The sequence below is a fragment of the Maridesulfovibrio salinus genome (assembly GCF_055394525.1).
The window spans coordinates 1,438,550-1,456,373 of record NZ_AP042461.1; the positions used below are offsets into that span (position 1 = coordinate 1,438,550).

Here is a 17,824-nt window from a genome sequence, read left to right on the forward strand (position 1 = left end):
AATAGGCATATTGTTTCGCAGGGTATATTCAGGTGCAGGTTTGCTGATATCAGTGCAGGTCAGTTGAATTTATAAATGTTCAGGATTAATGGGAGCATAGTATGGGCGTAAAGCATCCGCGTATTGTTTTTTTCAGCGGTGGAACCGCCCTGAACGGGTTGGCAGCCAGACTTGCCTCGCTTAACCCTGAGTGTGCGTATATTATAACGACCTTTGATTCCGGGGGAAGCTCCGCTCACCTGCGTGACTATTTTGATATGCCTGCGGTGGGGGATGTAAGGAACCGCCTCATTGCCCTTGCGGATACCTCCAGTCCTGAGCGGAGCAACATAGTAAAGCTTCTTGATGCCCGCCTGCCCTCAGGAGGAGACCGTTCAAATCTTATGGCGGAACTCGCCCATCTTGCCAACGGTTCACATGAACTCATGGATGGCCTTTCCCATGTGGTAACCAGGATATTGTCTGAGCGTTTTTCCATTTTTCTGGATATGATTGACGAAGGATTTGATCCTTGCGGAGCAAGCCTTGGAAACATAATTCTCGCATCAGGATTTATGGCCCATCAGAGGGTTCTCGCGCCTCCTATAGCCCAGTTTTCACGTCTTATAAGAGCGGGAGGGACTGTCAGGGCATCAACTGTGGATAACGGGCATTTGGCTGTCAGACTTCAGAACGGAGAAATTATCGCCGGGCAGCATCTTTTCACCGGCAAGGAGGGCGATCCTGTTGCTTCGCCTGTAGATGGAATGTGGATATGCTCCGGAGTAGATGATCCATGGCCGAGATCCGTCCATGCTTCCTCACTTGCAATAATGCTTGTCCAGCAGGCCGATCTCATTGTTTATCCCATGGGAAGTTTTTATTCCAGTATTCTGGCGTCCGTTTATCCTCAGGGGATAGGTGATGCAATTTCCAATAATCCATGTCCGAAGCTTTTCATCCCGAACATGGGGACTGATCCCGAGCTGCTGGGACATGATCTGGAAACCCAGGTGGAAAGGCTGATAGAAGTTCTTCGCATGGACAATGGAGCTCTGATAAGCAAGGAAAGTGTTCTCGATGCACTGCTTATTGATTCCGATTACGGTCGCTACACTTTTGATATGAATATCGGTACTATTAAAAATGGAAGCCTTAAAGTAATTGACCGCCGTCTAGTTTCAGAAGAATCTGAAAATATGATCGATGCCAAACTGCTGGCCCGGGAATTGATGCGTCTGGCCTGCAGCGAAGAATTAAGGAAAGTTTAAAGCGAATAAGGATTAAGTGAATATATGTATATCGGTGCCCATATGCCCATTACCGGAGGTGTGGACAAGGCTGTCGAGAGAATTATGAGTATCGGCGGAACTGCCCTGCAGATTTTTACCCGCAACCAGCGGCAGTGGAAAGTTAAACCGCTGGAAGAAAAAGTAGTGGAAAATTTTAAAAGACTCAGAGAAGAGTGGGGCAATTATCCGGTCAGTGTTCACGATTCCTATCTGATCAATCTGGCTTCTCCCAAGCCGGAAGGGGTGGCGAAGTCAATTAAGGCTTTCGCGCAGGAATTGAGAAGAACCGAATCTCTCGGGATTGAGTATATTGTCACCCATCCCGGTTCGCATCTGGGGTCCGGAAAAGTTGAAGCTCTGGAAAGGTATGTCGCAAATCTTGATCAGGCCATTGCCGAATCAGAAACCGAGGAAGTCCGGATCCTGATTGAGAATACCGCAGGGCAGGGGACAAATCTGGGCAGCCGTTTCGGTGAACTTGCAACTATTCTGGAAGATTCGGGCTATACAGAACGCATGGGGGTCTGTTTCGATACCTGTCACGCATTTGCTGCAGGGTACGATCTGCGCACTGCTGAAAGTTGTGCCGAGGTTTTTGCCCGTTTTGAGGAACTTATCGGATTGGACAACATCCGTTTTTTCCACCTTAATGACTGCAAGGAAGGGCTTGCTGCCAACAAGGATCGTCATGAGCATATAGGCAAAGGCGAGATCGGTCTGGAAGGGTTCAGGACAATCATTAATGATCCCCGTTTCTCGGCAGTTCCAAAGGTTATTGAAACTCCCAAGGACGATGACCCCGGTTTTGCGCTCGACAGGATGAATATTGATCTGCTTCGTTCATTGCATGGCTAGCGCAAGCTTTATGGTTTAATTTTCATGCTGCCGGTAAAAGATACTCCCCAGAGATCTTTTGCCGTTTTTTTGGTATCTGTTAAAGCTGTTCCAGGCAGTTCTTGAGGGTTGAAACACCGCATGAATGGAACATATGAAGAGGGATCTGTTTTGCTTTGGTGTATTTGACAATATCTTTTTTTGCCGCGTGGGATATCTGATTGGTGAAAATGATTACATGGTCGGCATTTCCGAGCTTGGCAGAGACTTTGTTTTCTTTTCCCGTAAAAACTTTGAGTTTAACACCTTTTTCTTTGGCTGAAGTAATGTAATCTCTTTTAAGGCGATCCATTCCACCGATAAGGGCTGCACACATGATTTCCTCCTTTGTTTTTTTTAGTTGAGTTCTGTTTTAGTGAAAATGAAATTCATTGTCAATAAAAAACTGAGAGCGCTGATTTTTAATTGTCTGCTTTTATATGCATGGAGTAAAATGATATAAATTGTTTGATTTTTTTTGAGTTTTTCCGGCTTAAAATATATTATAAAAAGGATTGGTCAATCTTCTATACAGGTAGATAAGTTTGGATACGAATAAGATAGATACAGCATGGAACCGTAGGGTTGCCGATTACTCGCGTTACAGGCTTTTTCTGGTCAGTTCGCTGATTATTTTTGCCTGCCTTGTCGGATTTGCATTGTGGACGAGCTATGCTTCTCAGGTCCAGCTCAGGAATACAGCCCGGGAGTTGTTCACCGGGGAGTCCGCCAAGAGAGCTATGGCCGTCAGCTTCTATTTTTCCAAAAGAGTATCCGAACTCGGCAGCCTGGCCGCAAGTGGGGCGGTCCGTTCACTTATAGCGGAGGCTGAAGAAGCTGACCTTGCCGGCAATCAGGTCAATTCTGCATTGGTGGAGGCTGTTTGCGAGCGAATGTTTCAGGTTCAGTCGGAGAAGTTCGTTGGCTCGGAAAAGGTGTTTTCAAGGATCGCCCTGCTGGATTCCGGAGGCAGGTTGCTTGTTGATACCGACAGTGAGTGTCTGCTGCTTGAGGATTATAATTTTTACGAATTGTACGTAACCAGAGACGCTCCCCGTTTTTTCAGCGGTGAGTCCGGCGGAGTGATGTGCATTGTTGTAAGTCTCCCGGTCACCAGTTCGGATGGAAATATGGGCTCTGTTGTCGGGTGGGTACGGGTTGAAAGTCTTTACCAAAGTCTTGGGGATATGACTGTTTCTCCTTCTGTCGGCAGCGATTTCTTACGTATCGGCAAAGGTCTCTTGGCTGTTTCAGATGTTTCGGCTCATAGAAGCGGGCAGCTTCTGCTGATGAACGCCTTAAGGGAATGGGAAGGCCTGACTGTTCTAAAGGCTGGCAGAACAGGGCGTGAGCAGAATTATCTTGCAATATCTTCACCTGTTCAGGGCACTTCATTAAGTATAATTTCTCTGGTGGAAGAGAAACGTATATTTGGATTTATCAGTTTAAAGACACATCTTTTTATCTCTCTTTTTATCTTTTTAGTCGTAACTGTAGGGTGTTATCTTCTGGTGCGGACAATTTTCAAGCGTCAGATTTATGAAACAAAAGCCTATGAAGCTGCCGTTCGCGAGTCTGAGATAAATCTACAGAAAGAAAAACTTGAGCAGGAGATAAAAAACCGGAGGCTGGCGGATGCTCTGCGTAAGCGGGCGGAAATACGCTATAGGGATATTTTTGATAATGCTCCAGTGGGTATTTTTCAGATTACCCTTGAAGGGCGGTATCTTACAGCTAACGGGTCTCTGGCACGAATTTTCGGTTATGCTGATCAGAATGATCTGATTGAAAGTGTAAATAATGTTCGTAACGAGATATATGTTCACCCCGGAGACTGGGACAGGGGTATAGAGCTATTGCAGGACACAGGACAGCTTTCCGGTTATGAAGTCGAGTGCAGGAAAAAGGACGGAGGCCGTGTCTGGACGTCCAGAGACTTCAGGCTTGTTGAGGGAGAACCGGGGTTTCCGGCTTATATAGAGGGGTTTGTGACTGACATCTCCATGCGTAAGGCGGCTGAAGAGAAGGCTGCTGAAAATCAGTTGCGCCTCAGCTCTCTTTTTGAAAATTCTCCCGTGGCCTTATGGGAGATGGATTTCTCCAGAATCAAGGAGATTTTCGATCTCCACGACACCGGGAAGGTTAGTCAAATCAGGAGCCAAATGCTTAATGACAGCAGCGGCGTTAGAGAATGCATTGAGCTTGTAGAGATCATTATGTCTAACAATCTGGCTTCAGAGTTCCTCCGCGCCCGTTCAGGAGCGATACCCGGAAAGGGTGGGTTTGGTCCGTATGTAAATGAGCGGACATGGCTGTTTTTCAGAGCAATTCTTCTCGATTTTGCTTCCGGAAAAACGAGACACAGAAGTGAAATCCACATTGAGCGTGAAGAAGGTGGAGACCGGTATCTGATTATTAATTGCAACATTGTCCCCGGAAATGAAAAAACATGGAAAAGTGTGCTCGGCACAGTCGAAGATATATCTGAGATGAAGCGCATTGAGAATGAACTGCGTTTAAGCAGAATTCAGGCGGAGCAGGCTAACGAGGCTAAAGGTCATTTCCTTGCCAATATGAGCCATGAATTTCGCACTCCCATGAACGCGATTAAAGGTATGGTGCAGTTGCTGCAGGATTCGGATATGACTTCCGAGCAGAAGGAGAACCTGCGTCTGATCAAGTCATCGGTAGATAGTCTTCTGGTAATAGTGAACGATATTCTCGATTTTTCAAAACTCGATTCCGTACATATGGAACTGAATGAAGATGATCTTGATCTTCCTGTTTTTTTGAAAGAGATGCGGGATATCATGGACATCGGGGCCATGAATAAAAAGATATCCGTGGAGCTGGAGACTAAGGACATCCCGAGATGTGTGAGGGTGGACAGTCTCAGGCTGCGGCAGGTTCTGACAAATCTTCTGGGTAATTCAGTAAAGTTTACCGATGAGGGAGGAGTGGTCCTTCGTTGCTGCCATGCTTCAGATATTGATGAGAGAGGGAAAACCGGACTGCTTTTTGAGGTTTCCGATACAGGGATCGGACTTCCAGATGATGATAAAGATTCTCTTTTTGAGTCCTTTGTTCAGGCTGACTCCTCAATCACGCGCAGATATGGGGGGACCGGACTTGGGCTGGCAATCTGCTATAGGCTTGTTAAGCTGATGGGAGGGGAGCTTACCGCAGCCAATAACAAGGATGGCGGTGCTACTTTCTCATTTGTTCTGTATCTGAAAGAATGTTCGGATGAGAGTTCCGGTCGGAGCCAGGTACAGAATGAGGATGGCGGAGATCCTCCTGATCTCTCAAAGTTAAGGATTCTGGTTGCCGAGGACAGCCGTATGAATCAGATCCTTCTGCGCAAGATTTTCGAAAAGCATGGGATCACCAACTATCTTATTGTTGAAAACGGCAAAGATTGTGTGGACGTTTTTACCCAGTCGGAAGAGTACGATGTAATCCTCATGGATATTCAAATGCCGGTCATGGATGGTTTTGCAGCCGCAACAGCCATACGCAGGCTACATTCGCCTGTGAGGATAATAGCGTTGTCCGCGAACTCCGGGGAGGACTTCAAGCAGAAATGTGCCGAAAGCGGAATGGACTCACGGGTTATGAAACCTTTTGATGTCGATGAGCTCCTCTCTGAATTGGCCCGTGCTGTTGCGAAGTGATTTGTGTTGTTAAGGTGTTGTTTTAGTTGTTAAAAATAAGGGCTCTTAACTACTGTCCGATATTTCTTGAACGCAAATGATTACGGTGGTAACTCCCTAGTTGTGGCGTATGAAATTGATTTACTTTAATCGGTCTGAGGATAAACCGTGATGATAAAGGCTCTTGCACAGAAAAAATATAATTATTTGCGTGTGGCCCCTTTACCCCACTTTGTTCTGGGACTCTGCATCGGTATGGTGGTGACCCTGGTCTGGCTGGCTGCCGAATTTTATCGGGACGGTCACAGCCTTGGATTTATTACTTCTGCGGCGATATCTATGAGCTGGATAACCGGTGCATTTTTCTCTGTGGCAGATATTGTCAGCAGGTATCGGGAATACTTGCGCATTCGTAAGATGCTTTCTGATAAAGGGTATAGTGAAAAAATTTTCAAGGCAGTAGCAACTTCCAGATGCCAGCGTGATGCCGCTTTATGGGCGGCAAAGCAGACCGGGTATGGCTGTCTGGCCAAGAAGGTTTATCACAGTCTCGGGTATCGCTGGTATCATGTCCTGCCGGATGCCCTCATGAAAAATCCCTTACGGCTTTTTACTCCCGCATTTTTGCTGACGGCATTCAGGCCGGGAAAGCGGCTGGATAAACAGTAATAAATACAAAGCCCCGGCAATTCTTGTCGGGGCTTTGTACTTGTTACCGATGGTAAAGTCTTTTTGTCTTATAAAGGTAATTGTCAGCTATTCTTTTTTTTATAGGGAACTGCGCCAGCAAAATCTAATGCCCGTTTTCCCGGGCTTTGAGTATTGTCATTTCTCCATATTTTTCTGCTGATGCTTTGTGTCTTGCCGGCATATTTCTGTACTTAACTGCAGGGTACCCCATAAGCAGTGCACCATGGATTATGTGTCCTTCCGGGACTCCCAGAAAACTTCGGATCTTTTCACTGTGTGCCGCGGCCAAAACCAGATACCCGGCCCAACATGCCCCTAGTCCTTTTGCGTGGGCTGCCAGTTCGACATATCCTGTTGCAAGAACAGTGTCCGCTTCCGGAGTTATTCCCTGTATCGGAGCCCAGGCAGCGACCAGAGCAGGAGCGTTGCGGCAGATTACATCATTTCCTTTTTTATAGGCATTCACCAATCCTGAGAGGAAAAGTTTTTTATCCATCGGATTCTTCATTCTGGCGGCTTCATCCATCCATTCAACAATGAGTTCTGCCACTTCCTGCACTTTCTCAGGCGTGTCTATAATTGTCCATGACACGGGCTGTGCGTTGTGTCCGGATGGAGCATAGGAACTCAAACTGATCAGTTCCTCTATCTCTTGGCTTTTGATAGGCTTTTTCTTGAATTTGCGTATGGAACGTCGGGTCTTGATCAAGGTTTCAACAGATTTAAAATCGGGAATATCCGCCGGATCGAATGCAATTGTTTCCTGATCTGCAAAGGCATTTAGAGTTATGGCGTTGGTAGGGCATATTGCTGCACAGTGTCCGCAGTTTATGCAGTATTTAGCCTTTTTGGGGTGAACTTCCGGTATATTTCCTTTTCCCTGTGAAGTCAGGACGGAAAGAGGGCATTCATGGATACAGAGTTCATCTTTTTTGCAAAGTGCGGGATCTATAGTAACTGGAAGCATTATTTCTCACTTGGTTTTAACCGTGGAACGGAAGTTAACAGGAAGGGGATAACCTTACATTGATTTAGCAAGGTTAAATCAATGTAATCCCGTGGATAGTTTTAACGGGAAATCATATTAAAAATGGATATTATATACGGTAACCATTTAAAAATAGTTATTTTTATGAACTTGACCAGAGTCAGAAATAAAAAAACAAACCGCCCAGCCGTGGCGGTTTGTTTTTTAAGTTAGTGTGTCAGGCGGTATCTGACCCCAAAGAGTGCTGCAAAGCCGGCTATAGCCAGTATCCAAGAGGGGGGAATGGGTATGGGGGCTGGAACCTGTTCAAGAATTCCAAGATCTATATTACCGTGAAGATGTTTATGCCCATGATAGTCGAAGTGTTCAAATCGAATTTTCTTGGGTTCAAATTCGACATAGAAAGCGTTTTCGATCTGTTGTTCACCTGAAATCTCAGTGTAGTCAAAAACTGTTTCCGAAGTAAGCAGGGTATATTCGTTTATTCCTGTTAATCCCTTACCGGCGTAAAATCTGACAGTCCGTCCCTGGTCAATTTTATTTTCTATGTCAGCAACTGTGAAAGTTGAAGTCGCCTGCAAATCCTTTAATCCGATAGAACCTAGATAATTACTGTTGGCCAGTTTCCATGTTTTACCTTGATTTTCCATTACAAAACGGAAACTAGAACCGTGGGACACGGCTGCAGCCATAATGAGCATTACCGCCGTGAGAACAATAATGGACAGGATTTTGATCAGGTTAGATCTCATTTTGTCCTCCCGCGGTTTATGCATAAACATGCGTTGAGTTGAAAGGTAATTTAATACACTTCCTCAATAATATAATAATTACGCAAATTGTTAAGTCAAATTTATGCTGTCGAAGATCGTTGTTGTCATCGGTTGTTTTGTTTATTGTTCAATTTTGCGGCATAAAAAGAGCATTTTTATTGCTTTTAACGCAATAAAAATGCTTTTTTACTATTGAAAATATAGCTACTAAACGTCTTCTGTGCCATTTACCTTGACAGATTCAGTTTCTTCAATAGCTTCTTCTGCACCGAGGATTGTTCCGGGGGCGGAGGCTGATTCTTCATACCAGCCGAATTCCATTTTCATTTTGACTTTGTTTTTTTTGACTTTTGCCTTGATTTCCATCTGGATCTCATCAGCAGGAACAACGGCGATGCAGTCTTCTTCTCCGTGAATCACTACCTTTTTGGCTTTGAAGCTTTCCAGCAGTGTTTCGAGAAATGAGACAGTTTCATCGTAGTTCATGGTTTGCTTAACCGACACTTTTTTCTTTTCTTCTTTCTTGTCTTTTCCCATAACGTACCAGCCTTATTTACGGAAATTATCAGGTCAGGGACAACAGAGCTTTGGAAAGCAGTTCGGGGTCTAGATAAGGCGCGCTTTCTTCACTGATCAGCTCACAGTCTATAACCTGAATCCCGAGTTTATTAATTTCATTTTTATCCACCCCGCCGGGATAAATGCCATTGACCGAATCCACTAAAATGAAATTAAGCACATCACCTATTGCTATATTCTTAACATCATCCTTACGCAGGTAGTAAAGGAGTTTGTTTATCTGGTCGGTAAGTGAATGTCCTTTGAGCTCCGGATCGTTTCCGGTGTTAGGGGTAAAAACCTTGGGACATCCGTTGCTCTTGATGGCTGAACCTACTCCTTCCGGAAGAAGATTCGCGACTACACTTGAATAAAAGCTTCCCAGAGGATAGCAGATCAGCTCCGCACTGCGGATGAGTTTAATGAGCTTTTTGCGGATTGAAACCTTACAGGGGGTCGAATCACCCAGCTTTTCAGCCAGCCAGAGTTTTTTAATTCCACACGCGATAGGGCTGGCTTCCTTTCCTGTCAGCAGGTGCTGGCCTACAACAAAGGAGCCGTCCTCAAGCTCAGCGGCCAGATGCATATCTTTATTGATAGTAGGGCGGACAACTCCTCTGACCTCAACAAGTTTTGAAAAAATGTAAATAACCGGGTCCATGTGTCTGCGGTTGGTGATATACCCGGCGGTAAGGATTATGTTGCCTATGCTCGCGCCTCGCAGATTGAAATCTTCCATGATGTCCGCGAACTGGATGAAGTGGGTGCGGATTATTTTGCGCATGGGAGAGGGGATCTCCCGGACCAGATGGTGGTCTCCTGACATCAGGTTGTTGAATTCGGCTCTCAGTTCCTCATCATCAGCTTCTTTGGGCAGCCTGTAGGCGAAAAGCCTGTATATTTCAGGATTGCCCAGCACTGACTGGTCTGCCAGAGCCATCAGCCTGTTGCGGATGTCGCCAACAGCCAGCATCTTGAATTTATTGCGGATAACCGCAGAACTACCGCCCGAGTCAAATGGAGTGATTATGTGAATACTGTTGTGGGTGTAGCGGGTAAGTTTGGTTGAAGTTTTTTTTAGAGCTGTACCGCCACTGAAAAAAAGTATTTTCGGGCCGAGATCGGGTGTTCTTCTGTAGCGTTCGAGTTTTATCGGGTCGGGAACTCTTACTTCCCTCTCTAAATTGATTCGCATCTAGCTTTCCTGTTCAGGTGGTTATTCCCGGCTCATAATTTCAACAAGGCCGCTACGCCTTTTCAGAACGAAGCGGCTTAATATTGCTGGCTGTTTTAAATTGATCCGGTCTGCATGAATTTCAGGCAGGCATCAGCGGCTTTGTCAAAGTCTACTCCCCCGCTTATTTCGATAAGAGTGGTTTTTGACAGAATTTCGGCATAAGCGTCAACATCAGGATCATTTTCTTTGTCGCTTGAATCCGGAAGATAGAAAAGTCCGGTTCCCTTCATAAAAGCGGGAAGAAGGTCCCTGCGCTCTTTGGGGTCAACTGTTTCTACTTTGGTTTCCTGTTCGTTTCTCTGCCAGTTAAGGATAACTAGGGCACTCATGGGAGCGCGCAGCACGAATTTGTTTTTACCGTAGCATTCGTCAATCAGGGCATCATATTTGTGTTCAAGTTCCCAGAGTTCTTCTTTTGGAAGGGAAAGGAATTTCTTCTTGTCTTCAGGATCTATTATGCATTCCAGATCCGGGTTGTTAAGAGCGGTTCCGGGATTGATGCGGGGCTGCTTCGCTACTCCATAGACAGTGATGTCTTCACCGTTATCCTCGATCATAACCCTGTCATTACTTATGAAGGTTGTCCCGCGGCTCATCAGGTGCAGGGCCAGCGTGGATTTGCCCATGCCGGAAAAACCAGCCAGAGCTATCCCTCGACCGCTTTCCAGAACCCCGGCTGCATGTCCGAGGAAGCAGCCCTGATTCAGTTTGTATTCTATAAAGCGGTTGTTGATGAAATTAATTACCTGATTGGAGTTCTCGATGCACGGCCCGAGAGCTATATTCTCTCCCTCGCCAAAAGCGAAGATCATTCCGGTGAGTCTTTTGTAGACTACACGGCCATCGCTCAGGTTCGCGTACTCTTCTTTTATTTTGGTTTTTCCGGGGTCAGGTTGTTTCACGGTGTATTCAAGGCCGAGGTCCACTGCGGGGCATTCGTGGGCGGTAATAAGAATATCGCCTTTGTCGGCTTCGACCATGAATTCCTTGAAGTAGTTTTCAAGATCGGCCAGAAGCTCGGAGTTGTTGACTCTGGTTTCAATAATGCATCCACCGAAATCAATGAAAAGTGGTTTGTCTGCCGGTAGTTCTGCGCGGTATTTTTTTATTATACCTGCTCTGGATACAGTGTTCTGGTTCATTATCCTTCCACCTTCTTGGTTACATAGTCCACGTATCTGGCAGCCGCATCAATGCCCCGGGCATCGAGAATTCCGCGGAAACCGCCGAAAGCCGAAACTTCGAATATAAATGGTCCATCTTTGGTGATGGCCACATCAACACAGGTAAAATCGAGATTGAAGATAGCCTGAGCCTTCTGAGCCAGATCGATGATTTCCTGGGGAGGATCAACCGGAGCATATTTGCCGCCATTGATGGTGGTAGTGTTCCAGGAGTCTGTTGTTTTGCAGCGGGCATAGGTGGTGAGATATTCGCCACCGAGAAAAACAATACCCAGATCGCTTCCGTTAAGATCAATGGTCTTCTGGATGTACATGGTATTGTATTCTTTGTGGAACTCTTCGATTGTTCTGCGGGCATCCGGTCCGGGTTTAAGGACAAACATTCCTCTGGCCTTTGTGCTGAAAAGGGGTTTGAAGACTGCTTCTCCATATTCTTCAACCGCGGCAAGGGCGTGGTCCACGTCTTCAGTTATGGTCGTGGGAGGCATCGGAATGTCACCAAGCTGCAGGGAAATGGTACAGGTCAGGCGGTCCAGAACACGTAGGATGGAGTAGGGTGAAGAGAAAAACTTAACTCCGCGTCCTTCAAGCATACGCAGCATTTCAAGGCGGTCCAGAAGATCCGGAGAATACTCCTTGCCTATTTTTTTTATTATCAATGCATCAAAGGTTGAAAGATCTTCGTCTTCAACCAGTGCTTTTCCGGAGGGCAGGTCGAGGCGGACATCCTGCATTTCAAAAATTTTAGTATCCCGGCCGGTCTTTTTGCTCACAGCCTCGGCAAGCTGTTGCGAAGACCATGCCCCTTTGAGTCCTATAACACCTATTTTCATTGTTATCACCTTGGATCAGCTGAGGGTTAGTAGTAGAGAATGTCTTCAGGAAGAATGAAGTTGTCCCATTTACCACTGTAGCGGTTCACTTTTTCAAGAAGGAACATTGAGCGGTTGAACATCTCTTTGGCGAATGCGTAGTTGAATTCAAATCTGGTTGAAGTGTAGAACGAGCGGGAAAGGGCCAGTGCAAGCCTTGCCTGCCAAGCCCGGTCCTCGTTTTCCAGAGCGAACTCTTCGGCAAAGATGAAAAAACGGGAAATGACGGAATTGATCTTGTTTCTGATCGCCCGGTCAAAAACAGGCATGCGGAAACATGAGACCAGGAATACGGAAACATCCTGAATATAATCGAAGTCTCTGGAACGGTAGAGGTCAATAAACCTGATCCGTTCGTCTGAATTGGAGTAGACAACGTTGTTGCAATTGAAGTCGCCATGGATAAAAACCGTGAAAGGAGCAGGAATGGATTCCTCAATGGTCATGCATTCTTCAATGAGGGCTTTTGATGAAACTATCTCGGTACTGCCCATTTGCCTTGCGTTGCGATTGAATTCGGGATGGACCTGCAAGACCCCGTTCTGCCGTGATTTTAGCTGTTCCATGAAAGTGGTGGGAAGCGGACCCTTCTTTCTGGTTTTGCCCCAAATATGGCGCAGGGTCTGTTCAAGGGTGAACAGCGCATTTTCAAGGTCTGCGTCATCGGAGGTCAGGATCATGGTGTCCAGTGTGCATCCGGGCAGAAATTCAACCAGCATGGAGCCTTTGTTTTCTTCAGTGGTTTCAAGAAAACCGAAAACTTCGGGAACCATGCCCGGAAAGTTATTGTTCCAGATATCCAGATTGTCGCGTTCCTGTTTTATCTTATCAAGGTTGCCTTCTTTATAGATACTTCCCTGAGCAACAGGTGTATCCAGATTGGCTGCTTTGCCAAGTTCTCTGGCTTGCACCCTGCCTATGCGGCACCCGGAGCGGGAGCCCCAGATTCCCTGAAAATCGATATCCGAGAATGAACCGTCAAATCCGGATACACTGAGGGTCTGCTGAAGGGATTCAAACTGTTCGATTTTAATTCTTTCACCCAGAATGGAGAAAATGATTGCTTCACCCACATTCAGCAAGGCATCTCCGATTCTTTCAAGGTATCGGAAAATCAACAGGACTGTGACAAGGTTGGGAATGTTCTTACCGCTACCCATCTCAGCCAGAATGTGATTGAAGTTGTCTTTGTAGAGCGAATCAAGGCGATATTCTGACTTACAGATCTTCAGTGTCAGAGCCATGTCTTCTTCGGTAAATGCCTCTTCAATCAGATCTGTGGTGTTTTCAATGACATCAAATGCTTCTTCCGACTCAAAACGCAGCACAAAGCTCTTGTCATCAAGATAGGCCATCTGGTTGACAATATTTACGCAGTAGTCACCAATGCGCTCCAGGTTTACAGAGGAAACCTGAATGGCTCTGATCTTGTTCAGAATGGATTTATCAAGATCCTTTGAGCTGTTTATGCGCGAGTAGCACTTATTTTCGATTACAGTCTTGAGGTTGTCGATGTAATCATCGCGCGAAGTAATTTTACGGAAAAGAGACCGGGAGGGTGATTTTATGAATTCCCGTGTCGCCTTAACCTGATTCTGGACCTCAATAATCAGAAATTTGAAATTTTCGTCAAGTCCTTCAAATGTGAGCATAGCTATGAGTTAACGTTAATTGTTTTTTCTGTCGGATCTTCACCCTGATCCGAATCTTTCCATGCTATTTTGATGGCGATTTTGTTGGCTCCGGCCTTTCTTTTGGCCTTAACGGAAAAGTTCAGCAATCCTTTGGGATGCAGTTCTATTTCATCTCCATTGGTGGAGAGGTTGATTTTTCCCGCGTCAAAGCCTTCAACCAGCGCCTTGAGGAACAGACGGATTGACTCTGAATCCTGCAGGGAATCAAAGACGAATTTTTTTTCAATTGACATAGATATTCTCCATAGTTCCGGCAGTGACCGGTGAACTGGTCACTGCCGGGTGCTTGTAGTGCAAGTGTCGTTGAGCAATATCACCGGGGTGCAGGTTGTTCGTTGCAATCTTATTAAGATTGTATGAAGAATGATGCGGCAGGAACTAACCTGCAAGCCTACTCCTGTATTCGGTTATCACAGACTGTCTGTCTATCCCGGCAATTATGAGTTTTTTTCTTATATTCAGATCATCCCAGGCCGGTTGCAGGCCTATTTCACGGGCCGCCTTGGCGGTATCCTGAGTCTCGACAGGCTTGGTCTTTTCGCTCATGTGGCAATCATCGCCCATGAAAATGAGCAGGTTCCTTCCTCCAGACGCTCTTCTGGCGTTCTGCTCATTAACCACTGAAATAAGGAATTCGGTATATCGCTGTGACTGTGGATTCCAGACTTCTATCCCGTCAACATCGTATTTTGCCAGCAGAATAGGCCAGAATTCCTCCGGGTGGGGGATTACAACGCATCCGCCCAGTGAGCGTGCTTCCTCAATAATTTCAGTCGCCCTATAGAAAAACTTCAGTGAGAAGTTGGCCTTTACGAGCTTTTTGATTGCCTTGAGGTAAGCCTGAATACGGTTGATGAGGTTGTCTCCGTATATGGGGCGCATGGCGTCGAAATAGTTCTTTATCAGTTTGTTCTTGATGGACTCGCGTGGCACATCGGCCCATTCGTCATCCAGAATGGTCTGAATTTTGGTTACATAGATGCGGACCATTTCCACAAGGTCGTCATCCGCACCTGTGCTGCGCGCTGCTTTGGCCACACGGTCTTCCATGGGCTTGGTGATGGTGTCCATATACTCAAAAAGCTGCGAGGAGCGATATTTGAATGTATGGGCAAGCATGGATTTCAGAACGTGGGCGTTTTCGACCCTGTGGTTCTCGAAATGCAGCAGGAGCTGTACCTTCTGGTTGAAGCCGCTGGCGTAGCAATCCACTTCAACGCCGGTGTAATCCCCGTAGCTCATAAGCACGTTGTGCTGGGTGGGGATCATCATTTTGTCCGTCACATTGGGAAACATGGCTTCCACTCTTCTGGTGATGAGATCCATGGGGACGAACTCGGGATGCCAGTGCAGTGCCAGCATCTTTTCCTGACGCGGATATATCTTGCTGGGGGTCACCACCTGTTCAACCTGCCAGTCCGCAAGTTCTGTTGAGATTACCTCATGGAACCGGGTGCGGTCTTCATCAGTGATCTCAGGTGAAACTTTGACAGCCTGCGGGCAGGTAGTCTGGGTATTCATAAAACAAGTCCTGTTTTTATGGGTTTCACATAAATTTGAGATTTTATCTCAATCGTATTTGGCGTGGCATTTGGTCTTGAGATGGTTCAGTTCATCGCAAGCCGCGTGGGTTGCCTCCACGTTGCCGGCCTCAAATGCTTTTTGGAATACATCACATGCCGCAATGTATTCATCATAGTATTCATCTCCCAGACCCTTATCTGTGTATGAAACCATCAGGTGTGAGTCTGCAATGAATTCCTCCACAACTTCAGCCGGTGGCATTTGTTCGGCATGGAGAGTTTTGAATATGGTTTTGAATGATTTTTTCATACGTTTCTTCAACTGGCTGTATTTAGGTTTACCCGGAACATCAGCATCAGTATCCGTATTAATATCAGTTTCACTGTCGATTACTGCGGAGGTGCTCTCCTTGGAAGGCTTGGCCTTGATTTTGATTACGGTCTGGTCCTGTTCGTTGCGAACGTCTATCTTGAGTTTTTCAAACCCTTCAATAGCGGCAAGGTATGCGTTTTCATCCGAAGCTCCATTTTCAATTGCGGATGCCATTTTGCGGAAAAAATTCGGTAATTCATCAGAGCTCATCATCCTTTTTATCTTATTTCCTTTGCCCATATGGCCTCCTGATCATTATGAAAGGTTATGGTATGAAAATTCCAGCTGCGAGTGTATCCTTACAGTTTCTATAGGATCATAATCCTACAACTGTTGCGAGAATGTTACAATGTTGCAACCGAATTAAAACGAAACGAACTTTAATTTATTTATCAGGTGTATTTAAACGGCAACTGGCCTAGTTAAATCATAAACATAAGTGGTATATTTTGACCAGTATTTATTGCCATACCTTGTAAGATAAGGCTTAAGAGTGGTGGGGAATAAATTTTTTCAGCCAGATTTTGTTTATATTTAATTCAATAAGAAGCCCGGATTATGAGTATATCCGGGCTATAGTTAGCTGAAGTGTCAGTTCAGGTGGTAAATCAGCATTCAGCTATGGCCAGTTCTTCAAGATTTTTGCCGGTTTCCTGTTCAATTGAGGTCTTGATACGCATGGCGAGTTCTTTACGGTGCTTAAGTTCGGTAACTGTTTGGGGATCATTTTTACGTTTTTCAATTTTCTGGGCAAATTTGTATGCGACTGTGACCAATTGGTCGCCTATTACCATTTTGTCAGCGATATAGACGATTTCTTTTTCAGTTACAGGAAGCTCTCCTGTGTAGATAACATCGTTATGCACTTCAATGACATCAGCAATAGTATCATAGCCCATTTTACGGATAATCTCCGCTCCAGCCTTTGCGTGGCCGGGCTGTCCTTTTGCAATGTCGTGAAGCAGGGCGGCCGCGGAGATAAGAGCCAGATTCGGCCCCCGGTCTCGGAGCCACTTCAGGTCACGGCCAATGCGCATTGCCGCATACTGGACCATTCGGGAGTGTTTTATCACGTCTTCAGGAACGTTCAGGGAGTTGAGTATCTCTTCACATTGCTCTTGCGTGGGGATGGACGGTTTCATTGTATGCCCTTGTAGTCTCGGTTAATTGTTAATTCGGATTTCAGGCTGTCGGAACGGTTACAATGTCCGAACAGTATTCTTTATAGTATTCAATGAAATTGCTCACCAGCGGGGTAATTCTTTCAGGATTCCAGACCATGGCTATTTCAAAAGGGTGCAGTTCTATTTCCAGGGGCTTAAGAGCGATTCCTTCCGGTATTGTGCCTATTGAATCCGAATTGATAACTGTCCAGCCCAGTCCTGCCGCAACAAAAACATTTCCGGTATGCTTCCGCTCATATTTCATCCCTATTTTTAATTCCAGTCCGGCAGCGGAAAATTTTTTCTGCATTTCAGTAACCCGCATCCTGCAATAAGAGTCTGTGCTGCAGATATATGGTAGTTCTGAAAGGTCTTCCAGAGTCAAGATATCTTTATCCGCCATGGGATGGTTAGCCGGTATAGCTGCGCAAGTGGTCGACCTGTGTACAACCATATGCCTAAGCCCCTGAAGGTCAACCAGTTTCATGGTTATGAATCCGACATGGCGGGTTCCTTCCCTTAATGCGTTTATCTGTGAATATGTACTTTCGTCATATAAAGATACATCCACATCCGGGAATTCATGGATGAAATTTCCAGTTATCCGCGGAAACTCAGAAGAAAGCGCAAGGTAGATAAAGCTTACTTTGAGCTTGCCGGCAGTCCCGTCGCCCATTGCCTGTAGTTTAATTCTGGAACGATCCATTATTGCCAGCATTTCTTTCGCTTCCTTCAGAAAATAGCGGCCTTCATCTGTCAATTCGACTTTGCGGTTTGTGCGGGCAAAAAGTTTGACTTCCAGTTCTTCTTCCATGCTTTGGATCTGACGGCTTAGGGGAGGCTGTTGGATATGCAGTTTTTCCGCTGCCTTTCCAAAGTGGAGTTCTTCAGCAAGAGTTACAAAATATCGCAGTTGACGCATTCGCATATTAATACCTTTTTGGTTTTAATAGACAGTTAAACGGTATTGGA

At 45.7% G+C, this 17,824-nt stretch carries 17 protein-coding genes; 4 read left to right on the forward strand and 13 right to left on the reverse strand.

Annotated features, from left to right (window positions below; genetic code table 11):
• Positions 1 to 101 precede the first annotated feature (101 nt).
• The gene (locus ACZ5PW_RS06370; RefSeq protein ID WP_464559048.1) at positions 102 to 1,250 is read left to right on the forward strand and encodes a GAK system CofD-like protein; all 1,149 of its coding nucleotides are present in this window, start codon (positions 102 to 104) and stop codon (positions 1,248 to 1,250) included.
• A 24-nt stretch (positions 1,251 to 1,274) separates the two neighbouring features.
• Positions 1,275 to 2,126 (forward strand): deoxyribonuclease IV, encoded by an 852-nt coding sequence (locus tag ACZ5PW_RS06375; RefSeq protein WP_464559050.1) that lies wholly within the window; start codon positions 1,275 to 1,277, stop codon positions 2,124 to 2,126.
• Positions 2,127 to 2,205: 79 nt separating this feature from the next.
• Here ACZ5PW_RS06375 and ACZ5PW_RS06380 read toward each other — a convergent pair whose 3' ends face one another.
• Positions 2,206 to 2,481: a DUF2325 domain-containing protein gene (locus ACZ5PW_RS06380; protein ID WP_464559052.1), complete on the reverse strand. Its 276-nt coding sequence runs from the start codon at positions 2,479 to 2,481 to the stop codon at positions 2,206 to 2,208.
• Between the two features lie 208 nt (positions 2,482 to 2,689).
• On the opposite strand from ACZ5PW_RS06380, the gene ACZ5PW_RS06385 reads away from it, so the two are divergent.
• Entirely contained in the window at positions 2,690 to 5,818 is a 3,129-nt protein-coding gene (locus ACZ5PW_RS06385; protein WP_464559054.1) for an ATP-binding protein, read from the forward strand.
• Between the two features lie 150 nt (positions 5,819 to 5,968).
• Complete coding sequence (locus tag ACZ5PW_RS06390) at positions 5,969 to 6,466, forward strand: hypothetical protein (RefSeq protein ID WP_464559056.1); 498 nt, start codon at positions 5,969 to 5,971, stop codon at positions 6,464 to 6,466.
• Between the two features lie 124 nt (positions 6,467 to 6,590).
• Here the strand turns inward: ACZ5PW_RS06390 and ACZ5PW_RS06395 are convergent, their stop codons facing one another.
• From ACZ5PW_RS06395 to ACZ5PW_RS06450, 12 genes are all read right to left on the reverse strand, one after another.
• Positions 6,591 to 7,454 carry a nitroreductase family protein gene (locus tag ACZ5PW_RS06395; RefSeq protein ID WP_464559058.1) on the reverse strand — a complete coding sequence of 288 codons (864 nt, stop codon included), beginning with the start codon at positions 7,452 to 7,454 and terminating at the stop codon, positions 6,591 to 6,593.
• A 230-nt stretch (positions 7,455 to 7,684) separates the two neighbouring features.
• Positions 7,685 to 8,227: a hypothetical protein gene (locus ACZ5PW_RS06400; protein WP_464559060.1), complete on the reverse strand. Its 543-nt coding sequence runs from the start codon at positions 8,225 to 8,227 to the stop codon at positions 7,685 to 7,687.
• A gap of 228 nt (positions 8,228 to 8,455) precedes the next feature.
• Positions 8,456 to 8,785 carry an amphi-Trp domain-containing protein gene (locus tag ACZ5PW_RS06405; RefSeq protein WP_464559062.1) on the reverse strand — a complete coding sequence of 110 codons (330 nt, stop codon included), beginning with the start codon at positions 8,783 to 8,785 and terminating at the stop codon, positions 8,456 to 8,458.
• Between the two features lie 28 nt (positions 8,786 to 8,813).
• On the reverse strand, positions 8,814 to 10,001 hold the full coding sequence (locus tag ACZ5PW_RS06410) for a GAK system CofD-like protein (protein ID WP_464559064.1): 1,188 nt from the start codon (positions 9,999 to 10,001) through the stop codon (positions 8,814 to 8,816).
• Positions 10,002 to 10,096: 95 nt separating this feature from the next.
• Positions 10,097 to 11,185, reverse strand: a complete 1,089-nt coding sequence (locus tag ACZ5PW_RS06415; RefSeq protein WP_464559066.1) for an HprK-related kinase B — start codon at positions 11,183 to 11,185, stop codon at positions 10,097 to 10,099.
• Positions 11,185 to 12,060: a GAK system ATP-grasp enzyme gene (locus ACZ5PW_RS06420; protein WP_464559068.1), complete on the reverse strand. Its 876-nt coding sequence runs from the start codon at positions 12,058 to 12,060 to the stop codon at positions 11,185 to 11,187. The genes ACZ5PW_RS06415 and ACZ5PW_RS06420 overlap by 1 nt, the downstream gene beginning before the upstream one ends.
• Before the next feature lie 26 nt (positions 12,061 to 12,086).
• Positions 12,087 to 13,751, reverse strand: a complete 1,665-nt coding sequence (locus tag ACZ5PW_RS06425; RefSeq protein ID WP_464559070.1) for a PhoU domain-containing protein — start codon at positions 13,749 to 13,751, stop codon at positions 12,087 to 12,089.
• A 2-nt stretch (positions 13,752 to 13,753) separates the two neighbouring features.
• Complete coding sequence (locus ACZ5PW_RS06430) at positions 13,754 to 14,026, reverse strand: amphi-Trp domain-containing protein (protein ID WP_464559072.1); 273 nt, start codon at positions 14,024 to 14,026, stop codon at positions 13,754 to 13,756.
• Positions 14,027 to 14,171: 145 nt separating this feature from the next.
• Positions 14,172 to 15,314, reverse strand: a complete 1,143-nt coding sequence (locus tag ACZ5PW_RS06435) for a PHP domain-containing protein (RefSeq protein ID WP_464559074.1) — start codon at positions 15,312 to 15,314, stop codon at positions 14,172 to 14,174.
• Positions 15,315 to 15,362: 48 nt separating this feature from the next.
• A complete protein-coding gene (locus tag ACZ5PW_RS06440; protein WP_464559076.1) occupies positions 15,363 to 15,929 on the reverse strand; it encodes a GAK system XXXCH domain-containing protein in 567 nt (188 codons plus the stop codon).
• 368 nt (positions 15,930 to 16,297) lie between these two features.
• Positions 16,298 to 16,831, reverse strand: coding sequence for an HD domain-containing protein (locus tag ACZ5PW_RS06445; RefSeq protein ID WP_464559078.1), 534 nt, complete (start codon positions 16,829 to 16,831; stop codon positions 16,298 to 16,300).
• A 40-nt stretch (positions 16,832 to 16,871) separates the two neighbouring features.
• Positions 16,872 to 17,774: a LysR family transcriptional regulator gene (locus ACZ5PW_RS06450; protein ID WP_464559080.1), complete on the reverse strand. Its 903-nt coding sequence runs from the start codon at positions 17,772 to 17,774 to the stop codon at positions 16,872 to 16,874.
• Positions 17,775 to 17,824: the final 50 nt, after the last annotated feature.